This is a genomic window from Hydrogenophaga sp. L310 (genome assembly GCF_055703065.1).
In genome coordinates this window covers 37,388-50,145 of record NZ_JBVPZA010000011.1, presented here as the reverse complement: position 1 = coordinate 50,145, position 12,758 = coordinate 37,388, and the positions used below count along the sequence as shown (strand labels likewise).

At 63.5% G+C, this 12,758-nt stretch carries 11 protein-coding genes; 9 read left to right on the top strand and 2 right to left on the bottom strand.

Annotation, left to right across the window (positions count from 1 at the left end; translation table 11 throughout):
- Positions 1–12: 12 nt before the first annotated feature.
- The 9 genes from AC0GNO_RS17545 (at position 13) to AC0GNO_RS17505 (ending at position 10,858) form a co-directional block, all read left to right on the top strand.
- Positions 13–234, top strand: a complete 222-nt coding sequence (locus tag AC0GNO_RS17545; protein ID WP_177134148.1) for a DUF2788 domain-containing protein — start codon at positions 13–15, stop codon at positions 232–234.
- Between the two features lie 146 nt (positions 235–380).
- Complete coding sequence (rimP, locus tag AC0GNO_RS17540; protein WP_472904868.1) at positions 381–974, top strand: ribosome maturation factor RimP; 594 nt, start codon at positions 381–383, stop codon at positions 972–974.
- Between the two features lie 78 nt (positions 975–1,052).
- Positions 1,053–2,567, top strand: coding sequence for a transcription termination factor NusA (nusA, locus tag AC0GNO_RS17535; RefSeq protein WP_472887918.1), 1,515 nt, complete (start codon positions 1,053–1,055; stop codon positions 2,565–2,567).
- 16 nt (positions 2,568–2,583) lie between these two features.
- Positions 2,584–5,457: a translation initiation factor IF-2 gene (infB, locus tag AC0GNO_RS17530; protein ID WP_472904867.1), complete on the top strand. Its 2,874-nt coding sequence runs from the start codon at positions 2,584–2,586 to the stop codon at positions 5,455–5,457.
- A 24-nt stretch (positions 5,458–5,481) separates the two neighbouring features.
- Positions 5,482–5,856, top strand: coding sequence for a 30S ribosome-binding factor RbfA (gene rbfA, locus AC0GNO_RS17525; RefSeq protein ID WP_472904866.1), 375 nt, complete (start codon positions 5,482–5,484; stop codon positions 5,854–5,856).
- 2 nt (positions 5,857–5,858) lie between these two features.
- Positions 5,859–6,839: a tRNA pseudouridine(55) synthase TruB gene (gene truB / locus AC0GNO_RS17520; protein ID WP_472904865.1), complete on the top strand. Its 981-nt coding sequence runs from the start codon at positions 5,859–5,861 to the stop codon at positions 6,837–6,839.
- Positions 6,836–8,656 carry a translational GTPase TypA gene (gene typA, locus AC0GNO_RS17515; protein WP_472904864.1) on the top strand — a complete coding sequence of 607 codons (1,821 nt, stop codon included), beginning with the start codon at positions 6,836–6,838 and terminating at the stop codon, positions 8,654–8,656. The genes truB and typA overlap by 4 nt, the downstream gene beginning before the upstream one ends.
- 44 nt (positions 8,657–8,700) lie before the next feature.
- Positions 8,701–9,738, top strand: coding sequence for a DMT family transporter (locus tag AC0GNO_RS17510; RefSeq protein WP_472904863.1), 1,038 nt, complete (start codon positions 8,701–8,703; stop codon positions 9,736–9,738).
- Positions 9,739–9,754: 16 nt separating this feature from the next.
- Positions 9,755–10,858, top strand: a complete 1,104-nt coding sequence (locus AC0GNO_RS17505) for an enoyl-CoA hydratase/isomerase family protein (RefSeq protein ID WP_472904862.1) — start codon at positions 9,755–9,757, stop codon at positions 10,856–10,858.
- Positions 10,859–10,866: 8 nt separating this feature from the next.
- Here AC0GNO_RS17505 and AC0GNO_RS17500 read toward each other — a convergent pair whose 3' ends face one another.
- Together AC0GNO_RS17500 and smpB are read right to left on the bottom strand one after the other, a co-directional pair.
- Entirely contained in the window at positions 10,867–12,117 is a 1,251-nt protein-coding gene (locus tag AC0GNO_RS17500) for a glycosyltransferase (RefSeq protein ID WP_472904861.1), read from the bottom strand.
- Between the two features lie 53 nt (positions 12,118–12,170).
- Positions 12,171–12,665 carry an SsrA-binding protein SmpB gene (gene smpB, locus AC0GNO_RS17495; protein ID WP_305360134.1) on the bottom strand — a complete coding sequence of 165 codons (495 nt, stop codon included), beginning with the start codon at positions 12,663–12,665 and terminating at the stop codon, positions 12,171–12,173.
- Between the last annotated feature and the right edge of the window lie 93 nt (positions 12,666–12,758).

Genomic DNA, 12,758 nt, shown 5'->3' with positions numbered 1-12,758 from the left:
CGACCGTTTTCCATGGAAACCACCCTTTTCGGCTACACCGAGGGCCAGATCGCCCAGTTCGGCTTGACCTTCGGTGTCGGCGCGTTCATCCTGTACATGCTGTTCATCGTGTTCAACCTCGCGTTGGAGTCCAAGGCGGGCAAATTCGGCTCGTTCATCCTGTTTCTGGTGCTCTCGCTGGGCATGCTGGGCTTTGTTGCCAAAAACATCATCCAGTGGGTGTTGGGTATTTGATGGCGTCGGTGGCTCGGATATTGCAATAGGGGTCTCGGACAGGTTACAATGCGAGCTTCACGACCAAATGGGCGGGTTACTACCGGCCCATTTTTTTTGGCCGAACGCTTTTCCAACCAACACCGAACAAGGCAGATACCGCACCAATGGCCTGGCAAGAAACCGTCACGCAAACCGTCACTGGACTGGGTTTTGACCTGGTGGATCTGGAGCGTTCCGCCGGTGGTTTGTTGCGTGTCACGATAGATCTGCCCTGGCAACCGCCAGAAGCGGGCCAGCCCGCACCGGTGCCCCAGTTCGTGACGGTGGAAGATTGCGAGAAGGTGACGCGCCAGCTGCACTATCTGCTGGAAGTCGAAGGTCTCGAATACCGCCGGCTGGAGGTGGGTTCGCCGGGTATCGATCGTCCCTTGCGTCATGAAGTCGACTACATCCGTTTTGAGGGTCACATGGTTGACCTCACGCTGAAGGCGCCGATCGGCGTCACGGATTCGGGCATTTCCGCCAGTCGAAAAAAGTTTCGCGGCACGCTGGAGCGGGCTGCTGATGGGGTTTCCTGGCAACTGGTCTGGAGCGATGCGCCCGAACCCAAGCCCGGGCAGCGTGTGAGCAAGAAGCGCGTTCCGCCGCCGTTGCAGGCGCTGGGCTTTGTGCTGGACGATGTCCAGCAGGCCCGGTTGGCGCCTATTGTGAATTTCAAGGGTCGCCAGTCGGCTTCAGGTGGATCGGATCCGGTTTGAAGTGTGATTTGTGCGAACCATTTATGCAAAAAATGTTTGTGACTCTGGAAAAGAGCTTCGGAAAGGTGGGCGAGTGATATGAACCGCGAAATGTTGATGCTGATCGATGCCATCTCGCGCGAGAAAAATGTCGAACGGGACATTGTGCTGAGCGCTGTGGAACTGGCGCTGGCCTCGGCCACCAAAAAACTCTACAAAGGCGACGTGGACATCCGCGTGGCCATGAGTCCGGACGATGGCTCCTACGAGACTTTCCGCCGTTGGCTCGTCGTGCCCGACGAAGCGGGCCTGCAGAATCCCGATGCCGAGGAACTGCTGACCGATGCGCGCGATGAAATTCCCGACATCGAAGAAGGCGACTACATCGAGAAGCCGGTTGAAAGTGTGCCCATCGGCCGCATCGGTGCCATGGCGGCCAAACAGGTGATCCTGCAGAAGATCCGCGATGCCGAGCGCGAGATGCTGCTCAATGACTTCATGTCGCGTGGGGACAAGATCTTTGTCGGCACCGTCAAGCGCATGGACAAGGGCGATCTCATCATCGAGAGCGGCCGTGTCGAAGGCCGTTTGAAGCGCAGCGAGACGATCCCGAAAGAAAACTTCCGGACCGGTGACCGCGTGCGCGCCATGATCATGGATGTGGACCTGACCCTGCGCGGCGCCCCCATCCTGCTGTCGCGATCAGCCCCTTCCTTCATGATCGAGCTCTTCCGCCAGGAGGTGCCCGAGATCGAACAAGGCCTGCTGGAAATCAAGACCTGCGCCCGCGATCCCGGTTCACGCGCCAAGATCGCCGTGCTCTCGCACGACAAACGCATCGACCCCATCGGCACCTGTGTCGGCGTGCGCGGCTCGCGTGTCAACGGCGTGACCAACGAGCTCGCTGGTGAACGCGTCGACATCGTGCTGTGGTCCGAAGACCCGGCCCAGTTCGTCATTGGCGCTCTGGCGCCAGCCAACGTGGTCTCGATCGTGGTGGACGAAGAGCGTCACGCCATGGATGTGGTGGTGGATGAAGAAAACCTGGCGATCGCGATCGGCCGCGGTGGGCAGAATGTGCGCCTGGCTTCGGAGCTGACCGGCTGGCGCATCAACATCATGACGGCTGACGAGTCGGCCCAGAAGCAGGCCGAAGAAGCCGACGGCATCCGCAAGATCTTCATGGCCAAGCTGGACGTGGACCAGGAAATCGCCGACATCCTGATCGAGGAAGGTTTCACCAGCCTCGAAGAAGTGGCCTATGTGCCGCTGCAGGAAATGCTGGAGATCGAATCGTTCGACGAAGACACGGTCAACGAGTTGCGCACGCGCGCCAAGGATGCCCTGCTGACCATGGAAATTGCCCGGGAAGAAAGCGTCGAGGAAGTCTCGCAAGACCTGCGCGATCTCGATGGCGTCACCCTGGAACTGGTTGCCAAGCTGGCCGACGGTGGTGTGCACACCCGCGACGAGCTGGCCGACCTGGCCACCGACGAATTGACCGACATCACCGGCCAGACGCCTGAAGAGGCTACCGCTCTGATCATGAAGGCCCGCGCTCACTGGTTCACCAATGACGAAACGCCTGCATCGAACGGAACCGCGGAGGCCTGAGCGGAGAAAAGAACCTATGACAAGTACCACCGTCGCCGAATTGGCTGCCGAGCTGAACAAGCCCACCTCATCGCTGCTGGAGCAACTCTCTGCGGCCGGGGTGCCCAAGAACGCGGGCAACGACCCGATCACCGAGTCCGACAAGCAGAAGCTGCTGAACCACCTCAAGGTCAGCCACGGCACTGCGGGCGGTGAACGCAAGAAGATCACGCTGGTGAAAAAGTCCACCAGCGAGATCAAGCAGGCCGATGCCACCGGACGTGCCCGCACGATCCAGGTGGAGGTGCGCAAGAAGCGCACCTTCATCAAGCGCGATGACGAGGTGGTCGTGCCTGAACCTGTGGCCGAGCCACAAGAGCCAGCCGCCCCGGTGGTTGACGAAGCCGAACTCGCTCGCCGCGAGGAAGACGCGCGGCGCCAGGCAGAGCTGCTGCGCCGCCAGGAAGAAGAGCTGACGCAGAAGCGCCTGCAACGCGAAGCCGAAGAAGCCCGGGCTGCCAAAGCCGAGCAGGAACGTCTGGCGACCGAAGCGGCCGAAGCCACCGCACGCGCCGAGCGTGAAGCCGCCCAATCCACGGCTTCAGTCGATGCCGCGGGCAGCGCTGCAGCCCGCATCGCCGAACACGAAAAAGCCCAGGCCGCGTCGCTGGAACGTGAATCGGCCGCTCGCGTGCTGGCCGACAAGAAGGCAGAGGTCCAGAAGGCCGACGACCTGCGCGCCCAGGACCTGATCGAGCGTCGCCGCAAGGCCGAAGCCGAAGCCGCCAACATCCGCGCCATGATGGCTGCGCCGGCCAAGACCATGGTCGCCAAGAAGCCCGAGCCCACGCCGGATCCCAAGGCCATCAAGGGCACGCTGCACAAGCCCGCTGGCACGCCGGGCGCCAAGCCCGCGGGCACGACCGCGGCTGCAGCTGGCGCCGCCGCCGGTGCCGGCAAGAAAGAAGTCAAATCCGAAAACCTGTCTTCCACCTGGAAAGACGACGCGGCCAAGAAGAAAGAAATCAAGACCCGCGGTGACACCAGCGCCGGGCGCTCCAACTGGCGCGGTGGTCCGCGCGGTGGTGGCCGTCGCAACGACCGCGACAGCCGTGACACGGGTCAGAGCAGCTTCGTGGCGCCGACCGAATTCAAGGTCATTGAGGTGCACGTGCCGGAGACCATCACGGTCGCCGAACTGGCGCACAAGATGAGCCTGAAGTCGTCGGAAGTCATCAAGCAGTTGATGAAGCTGGGCCAGATGGTCACCATCAACCAGCCGCTTGACCAGGACACCGCCATGATCCTGGTGGAAGAACTGGGTCACAAGGCCATCGTTGCCGCGCTGGACGATCCAGAAGCGTTCACGGACGAAGACAGCGAACAACACGAAGCCGAGCTGCTGCCGCGTGCCCCGGTCGTGACCGTGATGGGCCACGTGGACCACGGCAAGACCTCGCTGCTGGACTACATCCGCCGTGCCAAGGTGGCCGCGGGTGAAGCCGGTGGCATCACCCAGCACATCGGTGCCTACCACGTGGAAACACCGCGTGGCATGGTGTCCTTCCTCGATACCCCGGGTCACGAGGCGTTCACCGCCATGCGGGCCCGTGGTGCGCAGGCGACCGACATCGTGATCCTGGTGTGCGCGGCCGATGACGGCGTCATGCCGCAAACCAAGGAAGCCATCAAGCACGCGAAAGCGGCGGGTGTTCCCATGGTGGTCGCATTGACCAAGATCGACAAACCCGGCGTCAACCTGGAAAAGGTGCGCTCGGAGCTTGTGGCCGAAGAAGTCGTGCCCGAAGAGTTTGGCGGCGACGTGCCCTTTGTCAACGTGTCGGCCAAAACCGGCGAGGGCGTGGATGCCCTGCTGGAGCAGGTGCTGCTGCAGGCCGAGGTGCTGGAGCTCAAGGCGCCTGTCGATGCCATGGCCAAGGGCCTGGTGATTGAAGCGCGTCTGGACAAGGGCCGCGGTGCCGTGGCCACGGTGCTGGTTCAGAGCGGTACGCTCAAGACCGGCGACGTGATCCTGGTTGGTCAGACCTCGGGCCGCGTGCGCGCCATGCTCGACGAGAACGGCAAGACCATCAAGTCCGCCGGTCCTTCCATTCCGGTGGAAATCCAGGGTCTGTCGGAAGTCCCGCAGGCCGGTGACGATTTCATGGTGATGACCGACGAGCGCCGTGCGCGCGAGATCGCTACCTACCGCGCCGGCAAGTTCCGCAACACCAAGCTGGCCCGGCAACAGGCCGCCAAGCTGGAAAACATGTTCACCGACATGTCGGCAGGCGAAGTCAAGGTCTTGCCCATCATCGTCAAGGCCGATGTGCAGGGTTCCCAGGAAGCCCTGGGCGCTTCGTTGCTCAAGCTCTCGACCGACGAGGTCAAGGTGCAAATGGTGTTCTCCGGCGTGGGTGGCATCAGCGAGTCCGACGTCAACCTGGCCATCGCCTCCAAGGCCGTGATCATCGGTTTCAACGTGCGCGCCGACGTGGGTGCGCGCAAGCTGGCCGAAGGCAACGACGTGGATCTGCGTTACTACAACATCATCTACGACGCCGTCGATGAGTTGAAAGCTGCGATGTCCGGCATGCTGGCACCCGAGAAACGCGAAGAAATCATCGGCTCGGCCGAGATCCGCACCGTGTTCGTGGCGTCCAAGATCGGTACCGTGGCAGGCTGTATGGTCACTTCGGGCCAGGTCACCCGCAACGCACACTTCCGTCTGCTGCGCGACAACGTGGTGATCTACACCGGCGAGATCGACACCTTGAAGCGCCTGAAAGACGACGTTCGCGAAGTCAAGGAAGGCTTTGAGTGCGGTATCAAGCTCAAGAATTACAACGACATCAAAGAGGGCGATCAGCTCGAGTTCTTTGAGATCAAGGAAGTGGCGCGTACCCTCTGATCGGGGTACGTTTCGAGCACCGTCATGGCTGTCAAGAAGTCTTCCACTCCCAACCGCGGTTTCCGCGTGGCCGACCAGATCCAGCGCGATCTGGCCGAGCTGATTGCGCGCGAGCTCAAAGACCGCCGGGTCGGCATGATCACGATCAACGCGGTTGAGGTCACGCCCGACTACGCGCACGCCAAGGTGTTCTTCAGCCTGTTGACTGGCGACCCTGAAGAAACCCAGCAAGGCCTGGACGCCGCCGCCGGATTTCTGCGCAGCGGGCTTTTCAATCGGCTGCATATCCACACCGTGCCCACGCTGCACTTCATATTTGACCGCACCACCGAGCGCGCGTCAGACATGAACGCCTTGATATCCAAGGCGGTGGCTTCGCGTTCCAAAGACGAGGAATGACCATGCAGCGCCAAAGCACCAGGGTGCAACGGCGCCCTGTGCATGGGGTGCTGCTGCTAGACAAACCGCTGGGTCTCTCCAGCAATCAGGCCTTGCAAAAGGCCAAGTGGTTTCTACGCGCCGAAAAAGCCGGCCACACCGGCACGCTGGACCCGCTCGCCACGGGTGTGCTGCCACTGTGTTTCGGTGCCGCCACCAAGTTCAGCCAGTTGCACCTCGACGCGGACAAGACCTATGAGACCACCGTGCGCCTGGGCCTGAAGACCAGCACCGGCGATGCAGAGGGGGAGGTGATCGAGACCCGCGCCGTGACCTGTACCCCGGGCCAGGTGGTCGAGGTGCTCGACCGCTTCATGGGTCCGATCGCGCAGGTGCCGCCCATGCACAGTGCGCTGAAAAAAGACGGCAAACCGCTGTACGAATACGCCCGCGACGGCCAGACGGTCGAGCGCGAGGCGCGCCAGGTGGTGATTCACGATCTGGACCTGCTGGACATGCAGCTTGATGGCGACACGCCTTGCCTGCAACTGCGCGTGCGCTGCAGCAAGGGCACCTACATCCGCACCCTTGGGGAAGACATCGGCGAAGCGCTGGGCTGTGGCGGGCACCTGACCATGCTGCGCCGCACCGCCACCGGGCCTTTTGACGTCACACAGTGCATCACCCTGGATGCGCTGGCTTCGGAAGACGAAGGTCAGCGTCTGGCGCACCTGGCGCCGGTCCAGGTCTTGCTTGAAGGACACGTGCCGGTCACGCTGGACGCCGACAATGCCGGGCGCTACCTCAGTGGTGTGCGCAGGCGAGGCGATTGGCCTGACCAGAGCCAGGTGGCGGTGTTCGGCCCCGCGCCGGCGACCTCCACCGAAACCTCAAACCCCTCGGCGGTCCTGCTCGGCAGTGGCCACACCGAGGGCGGCGAACTCATCCCGGGGCGGCTGCTGAGCCCCATCGAAATACAGCAAATCCTGGAAACCGCAACATGAGCAAACAGATCCGCAACATCGCCATCATCGCCCACGTCGACCACGGCAAAACCACTATGGTCGACCAACTGCTGCGCCAGTCGGGCACCTTCGCCGAGCACGAAAAAGTCGTGGACACGGTGATGGACAACAACGCCATCGAAAAAGAGCGTGGCATCACCATCCTGGCCAAGAACTGCGCCGTGAGCTGGCAGGGCACGCACATCAACATCGTCGACACCCCCGGCCACGCGGACTTCGGTGGCGAAGTCGAACGCGCCCTGTCCATGGTGGACGGTGTGGTGCTGCTGATCGACGCCCAGGAAGGCCCGATGCCGCAGACCCGCTTCGTGACCAAGAAGGCGCTGGCCCTGGGCCTCAAGCCCATCGTGGTGGTCAACAAGGTGGACAAGCCCGGCGCCAACCCCGACAAGGTCGTGAACGCCGCTTTCGACCTGTTCGACAAGCTGGGTGCCAACGACGAACAACTGGACTTCCCCGTGGTCTACGCCTCCGGCATCAACGGCTGGTCCTCGCTGGAAGAGGGCGCGCCGGGTGAGCAGTGGGGCCCCGACATGTCGGCCCTATTTGAAACCGTGCTCAAGCACGTGCCAGCGCAAACGGGCGATCCGGCTGCGCCGCTGCAGCTGCAGATTTCCGCACTCGATTTCTCGACCTTCGTCGGCCGTATCGGCGTGGGCCGCATCAGCCAGGGCACGATCAAGCCCAACATGGACGTGCTGGTGATGGAAGGTCCCGACGGCAAGTCCATCAAAGGCCGCATCAACCAGGTGCTGACCTTCCAGGGCCTGGACCGCGTGCAGGCCACCGAAGCCGGCCCCGGCGAGATCGTGCTGATCAACGGCATCGCCGACATCGGCATCGGCGTGACCGTGACCGATCCCCTCACCCCCGCACCCCTGCCGATGCTCAAGGTCGACGAACCGACCCTGACCATGAACTTCTGCGTGAACACCAGCCCGCTGGCCGGCCGCGAAGGCAAGTTCGTGACCAGCCGCCAGATCTGGGACCGTCTGCAAAAAGAACTGCAATCGAACGTGGCGCTGCGCGTCAGCGAAACCAGCGAAGACGGCATTTTCGAGGTGATGGGCCGCGGTGAACTGCACCTGACCATCCTGCTGGAAAACATGCGCCGCGAAGGCTACGAGCTGGCTGTTTCCAAGCCGCGCGTGGTTTTCCGCGATGTCAACGGCGAACGCCACGAGCCGATCGAGCTGGTGACGGCCGACATCGAAGAGCAGCACCAGGGCGGCGTGATGCAGGCCCTGGGCGAACGCAAGGGCGAGTTGGTCAACATGGAGCCGGACGGCCGCGGCCGCGTGCGCCTGGAATACCGCATCCCGGCCCGTGGCCTGATCGGTTTCACCAACGAATTCCTGAACCTGACCCGTGGTTCCGGCCTGATTTCCAACATCTTCGACAGCTACGAAGCGCACAAGGGCGACATCGCCAGCCGCAAGAACGGCGTGCTGATCTCCATGGACGACGGTGAAATCTTCACCTACGCCCTGGGCAAGCTGGACGACCGTGGCCGCATGTTCGTCAAGGCCGGTGACCCGGTGTACGAAGGCATGATCGTCGGCATCCACAGCCGCGACAACGACCTCGTGGTCAACGCCACGCGCACCAAGCAGCTGACCAACTTCCGTGTATCGGGCAAGGAAGACGCGATCAAGATCACGCCGCCGATCGACCTGAACCTCGAATACGGTGTCGAATTCATCGAAGACGACGAGCTGGTCGAAATCACGCCCAAGTCGGTCCGTCTGCGCAAGCGCTTCCTGAAAGAAAGCGACCGCAAGCGCAACCGCGACTGATGCATCTTCAACACGGCCTGGCGCCGTGTTGTTGATTCAGCACCATGCCTTTTCGCGCCTTGAGCCGCCTGAGCCACACCCAGGCGGTGTTCCTGATGATCGCGGTGACCCTGATGTGGTCCATCGCCGGGGTGGTGTCGCGCCAGCTGGAATCGGCAGCACGCTTTGAGGTGACCTTCTGGCGCAGCGCGTTCACGGCCTTGTCGTTGCTGATCATCCTGCCGGTGTGGCGTGCGGCCAGCCGTCAGGGGCGCGTGCAGCCGATCGACCCGCAGGAGCGCTCGGCCATCGGCAGAACCCTCCATCAACACTGGGGCCTGTTGCCCGAGTCGCGTGCGTTCTGGGTGTCGGGCGTGTGCTGGAGCGTGATGTTCACCGCTTTCATGCTGGCGCTGACCTTCACCAGCGTGGCCAATGTGCTCATCATCATGGCGCTGGGCCCTTTGATGACGGCCTTGCTGGCGCGCTTTGCCATCGGGCAGCGCCTGCCGTTGCGCACCTGGCTGGCCATCGTGGCGGCCGGCGCGGGCATTGCCTACATGTACGGTAGCCAGATGCTGGCCGCCTTGTCCGACGCAGAGGCCAGCGCATCGGGTCTGTTTCTGGGCTCTCTTGTGGCGCTGTGCGTGCCGGTGGCCGCTGCCGTGAACTGGACCGTGGTGCAGCGCAGCCAGTCGCATGGTGAGTCGATCGACCTCGTGCCGTCGGTGCTGCTCGGTGCGGTCTTGTCCTCGCTCTACACGTTTGCGCTTGCGGTGCCGTTTGAGGCCACCGGGGGTGACATCGGCTGGCTGGCCTTGCTGGGTCTGGTGCAACTGGCCATTCCCTGCGTGCTGTCGGTCGTCTGCGCGCGCGTGCTCAAGGCGCCCGAAGTGTCCCTGCTGGCCCTGCTGGAGGTGATCTTCGGCATCGTCCTTGCATGGTGGCTGGCGAACGAGGTGCCGGGGCCCGAGGTGCTCGCCGGGGGCAGCCTGGTGATCGTTGCCCTGGTGATCAACGAACTGATGGGTTGGCGGTCGCGCGCGGGTACACCCCGCATACAGACCCTGAGTGCCGACGCCTGCGAATCCCAGACCGATTGAACCGAGGATCATTTCCATGACCAAAACGCCCCATTCCGAAACCCACGTCGTGGCCGAAGTCCGCGGCCGCGTCGGCTGCATCACGCTGAACCGGCCCAGGGCGCTCAACGCCCTGTCGCTGGGCATGATCCGCGACATCACCGCCGCCCTGATCGCCTGGCGCGACGACACCCATGTGCTGGCCGTGGTGGTGCGCGGCATGGGCAAGGAAGGTCCATTCGGTGCTTTCTGTGCGGGCGGCGACATCCGGTTCTTCCATCAGGCAGCGCTGGCCGGCAACCCCGAGCTGGAGGACTTCTTCACCGAGGAGTACGCGCTCAACCACCTGGTCCACACCTACGCCAAGCCCTATATCGCGTTCATGGACGGCATCGTCATGGGGGGTGGCATGGGCATCAGCCAGGGGGCCAGCCTGCGCATCGTCACCGAGCGCAGCAAACTGGCCATGCCCGAAACCGGTATCGGCCTGTTTCCCGACGTGGGGGGCGGCTATTTCCTGAGCCGTTGCCCCGGTCGCCTGGGGGAATACCTCGGGCTCACGGGACACGCACTGGGTGGTACCGAGGCCATGACCATGGGCCTGGCCGATGCCTTGATGGACAGCGGCCGCCTGACCGGCTTGTGGGAAACGCTGGGCCAGACGCCGTTTGAAAGCGGCGAGGCCGTCGAGCGCTGGTGCCGCAACCACGAACAAAAGGTCTTCACGCGCGTCACCTGGCCGCTGGCAGAGATCGACCGGGTGTTTTCGCTGGACAGCGTGGGGGCGATCGTGTCAGCGCTGGCCACGACCCCTGGCGACTGGGCGGCACAGACACTGGCGGTGTTGAACAAGCGCTCGCCGCTGATGCTGCACGTGGTGCTGGAGCAGGTGCGCCGGGCCCGTCGCATGGGCCTGGCCGACGCCTTGCGCATGGAGCGCGACATGGTGCGCCATTGTTTCCAGTTGCGCCCCGGCGCGGCGAGTGAAACGGTGGAGGGCATCCGCGCGCTGGCGGTGGACAAGGACCACGCTCCGCGCTGGAACCCCGCACGCGTTGACGCGGTGACACCCGAGATGGTTGAGCCGTTCTTCGTCAGCCCCTGGCCTGCGCACGCGCATCCGCTGCGGTCCCTGAGCTGATCGGATCGTCAGAGACCGGCCGACAGACTCTGCACCCAGGCCAACTGTTGCGGCAGGCACACGCGGCCGAGATCGTAGTGTGACTGGGCGAAGGCACGCGCCGCGGCGCCCAGCCGCTGGCGTTCGCTGGCGTCGTCCAGCAGCGCGCCAATGGACCGCACCAGCCCCGTCCGGTCGAAAAAATCCACGAGTTGACCGGTTTTTCCCGGCGCGATCACCTCGCGCACCGGCGCGGTGTCACTGGCCACGATCGCGGCACCCACGCTCATGGCTTCCAGCAGGCTCCAGCTCAGCACAAAAGGGTAACTCAGGTACACATGCACCCGCGACACCTGCAACAGTCGGGTGAACGCCTCGCGCTCCAGACGTCCCAGGAAGTGAACCCGGGCCCAGTCGGTTTCGCTGATCTGATCTTGCACCTCGCTGCAGAACACCTCACGCCAGGTGCGCCCGGCAGGCGCAGCGGCCCCATAGCCCGTCTCTTCGCCGCCCACCAGCAGCACCTGTGCCTTCGGCCGCTCACGCAACAAGTCAGGCAAGGCCCGCATGAACACATGAAAGCCGCGGTAGGGCTCCAGGTTCCGGGCCACATAGGTGATCACCTCGTCGTCCCGGGTCAGCTCACCCGAACCGCCTGGCAGCGGAAAACGCCCATCGGGGACGGGGCACAGCGCGTCGGTGTCAATGCCGTCGTGCGCCACACAGATGCGGTCGCGCCAAGCGGGGGGGAAAGTGCTGGCCTGCCAGTGGGTCGGACTCAAAGCGCCATCCGCCTGGTCCAGGTGGGCCAGGTGGTTGAGGTTCTTCATCTGCAGGCGGCAGGCATCGGCCTCCGGATCCGGCGGCGCGAACTCGGGGTCAAAGCCCACGTCGGCGCCCTGGATCTGGTAGAAGAACTCCGCGTACATGCCGAGGCGGGCCTTGGGCCAGACCTGTTTGACAAACAGTGGCTCACCCCAGCCCGGGTGTCCGACGATCACGTCGGGCACAAAGCCCTGATCCCGCAACGAGCGCGCCGCTTGCCAGCACGCGGTCGCCCGCAGGGTCTTGGTTTCGATGTCCACCAGCCAGGGGTGCAGCCCCGGCGTGTTGGCACCCTGAAGCGGGTAGGGCAGCACCCGCACCCCGCGCCAGGTCTGCGGCGCGCCCTTGGGTTGCACCATCAGCGCCACGACCTGGTTGCCTGGTTGCGCGGCCAGCGCAGGCGCCAGGTGACGGAACTGGCCAGGAAAGTTCTGGTGGATGAACAGGTATTTCAAAGGCGCCTTCCTCCTGAGTTCATCGGCATACGCCATTGATCGACCGCCCGGTCTCAGCGGCTGTGGCTCTTCATCGCCCGTTCGACCTCGCGCTTGCCTTCACGCTCCTTGATGGTGTCGCGCTTGTCGTGTTCGGCCTTGCCCTTGGCCAGGGCCATTTCACACTTCACCTTGCCATTTTTCCAGTGCAGGTTGAGCGGCACCAGGGTGTAGCCCTTCTGTTCGATTTTGCCGATGAGGCGGCTGATCTGGTCGCGGTGCAGCAGCAGTTTTTTGGTGCGCACCGAGTCCGGGCTGACGTGGGTCGAGGCGGTGTTGAGCGGATTGATCTGGCACCCGATCAGGAACAGCTCGCCTTCGCGGATGACGACATAGCCATCGGTCAGCTGTACCTTGCCTTCGCGCAGCGCTTTGACCTCCCAGCCTTCGAGCACCATGCCGGCCTCGAAACGCTCCTCGATCGCGTAGTTGAACAGCGCCTTCTTGTTGTCGGCAATGCGGCTGTCGACGCCCTTGGTGGGCGCGCTTTTACTGGGTTTGGTGGCCATGGAGTGTCAGTTGCGGCCGTTTCTGGCCAATACAATGGCAGCGAAGAAGCTGCCGGGCGGCATGTCATTGTTGGCGGGTTGCCTGAAATGCCC

Coding starts and splice junctions, on each gene's coding strand:
- AC0GNO_RS17545 (WP_177134148.1), top strand. CDS start 13: ATGGAAACCACCCTTTTCGGCTACACCGAGGGCCAGATCGCCCAGTTC.
- rimP (WP_472904868.1), top strand. CDS start 381: ATGGCCTGGCAAGAAACCGTCACGCAAACCGTCACTGGACTGGGTTTT.
- nusA (WP_472887918.1), top strand. CDS start 1,053: ATGAACCGCGAAATGTTGATGCTGATCGATGCCATCTCGCGCGAGAAA.
- infB (WP_472904867.1), top strand. CDS start 2,584: ATGACAAGTACCACCGTCGCCGAATTGGCTGCCGAGCTGAACAAGCCC.
- rbfA (WP_472904866.1), top strand. CDS start 5,482: ATGGCTGTCAAGAAGTCTTCCACTCCCAACCGCGGTTTCCGCGTGGCC.
- truB (WP_472904865.1), top strand. CDS start 5,859: ATGCAGCGCCAAAGCACCAGGGTGCAACGGCGCCCTGTGCATGGGGTG.
- typA (WP_472904864.1), top strand. CDS start 6,836: ATGAGCAAACAGATCCGCAACATCGCCATCATCGCCCACGTCGACCAC.
- AC0GNO_RS17510 (WP_472904863.1), top strand. CDS start 8,701: ATGCCTTTTCGCGCCTTGAGCCGCCTGAGCCACACCCAGGCGGTGTTC.
- AC0GNO_RS17505 (WP_472904862.1), top strand. CDS start 9,755: ATGACCAAAACGCCCCATTCCGAAACCCACGTCGTGGCCGAAGTCCGC.
- smpB (WP_305360134.1), bottom strand. CDS start 12,665: ATGGCCACCAAACCCAGTAAAAGCGCGCCCACCAAGGGCGTCGACAGC.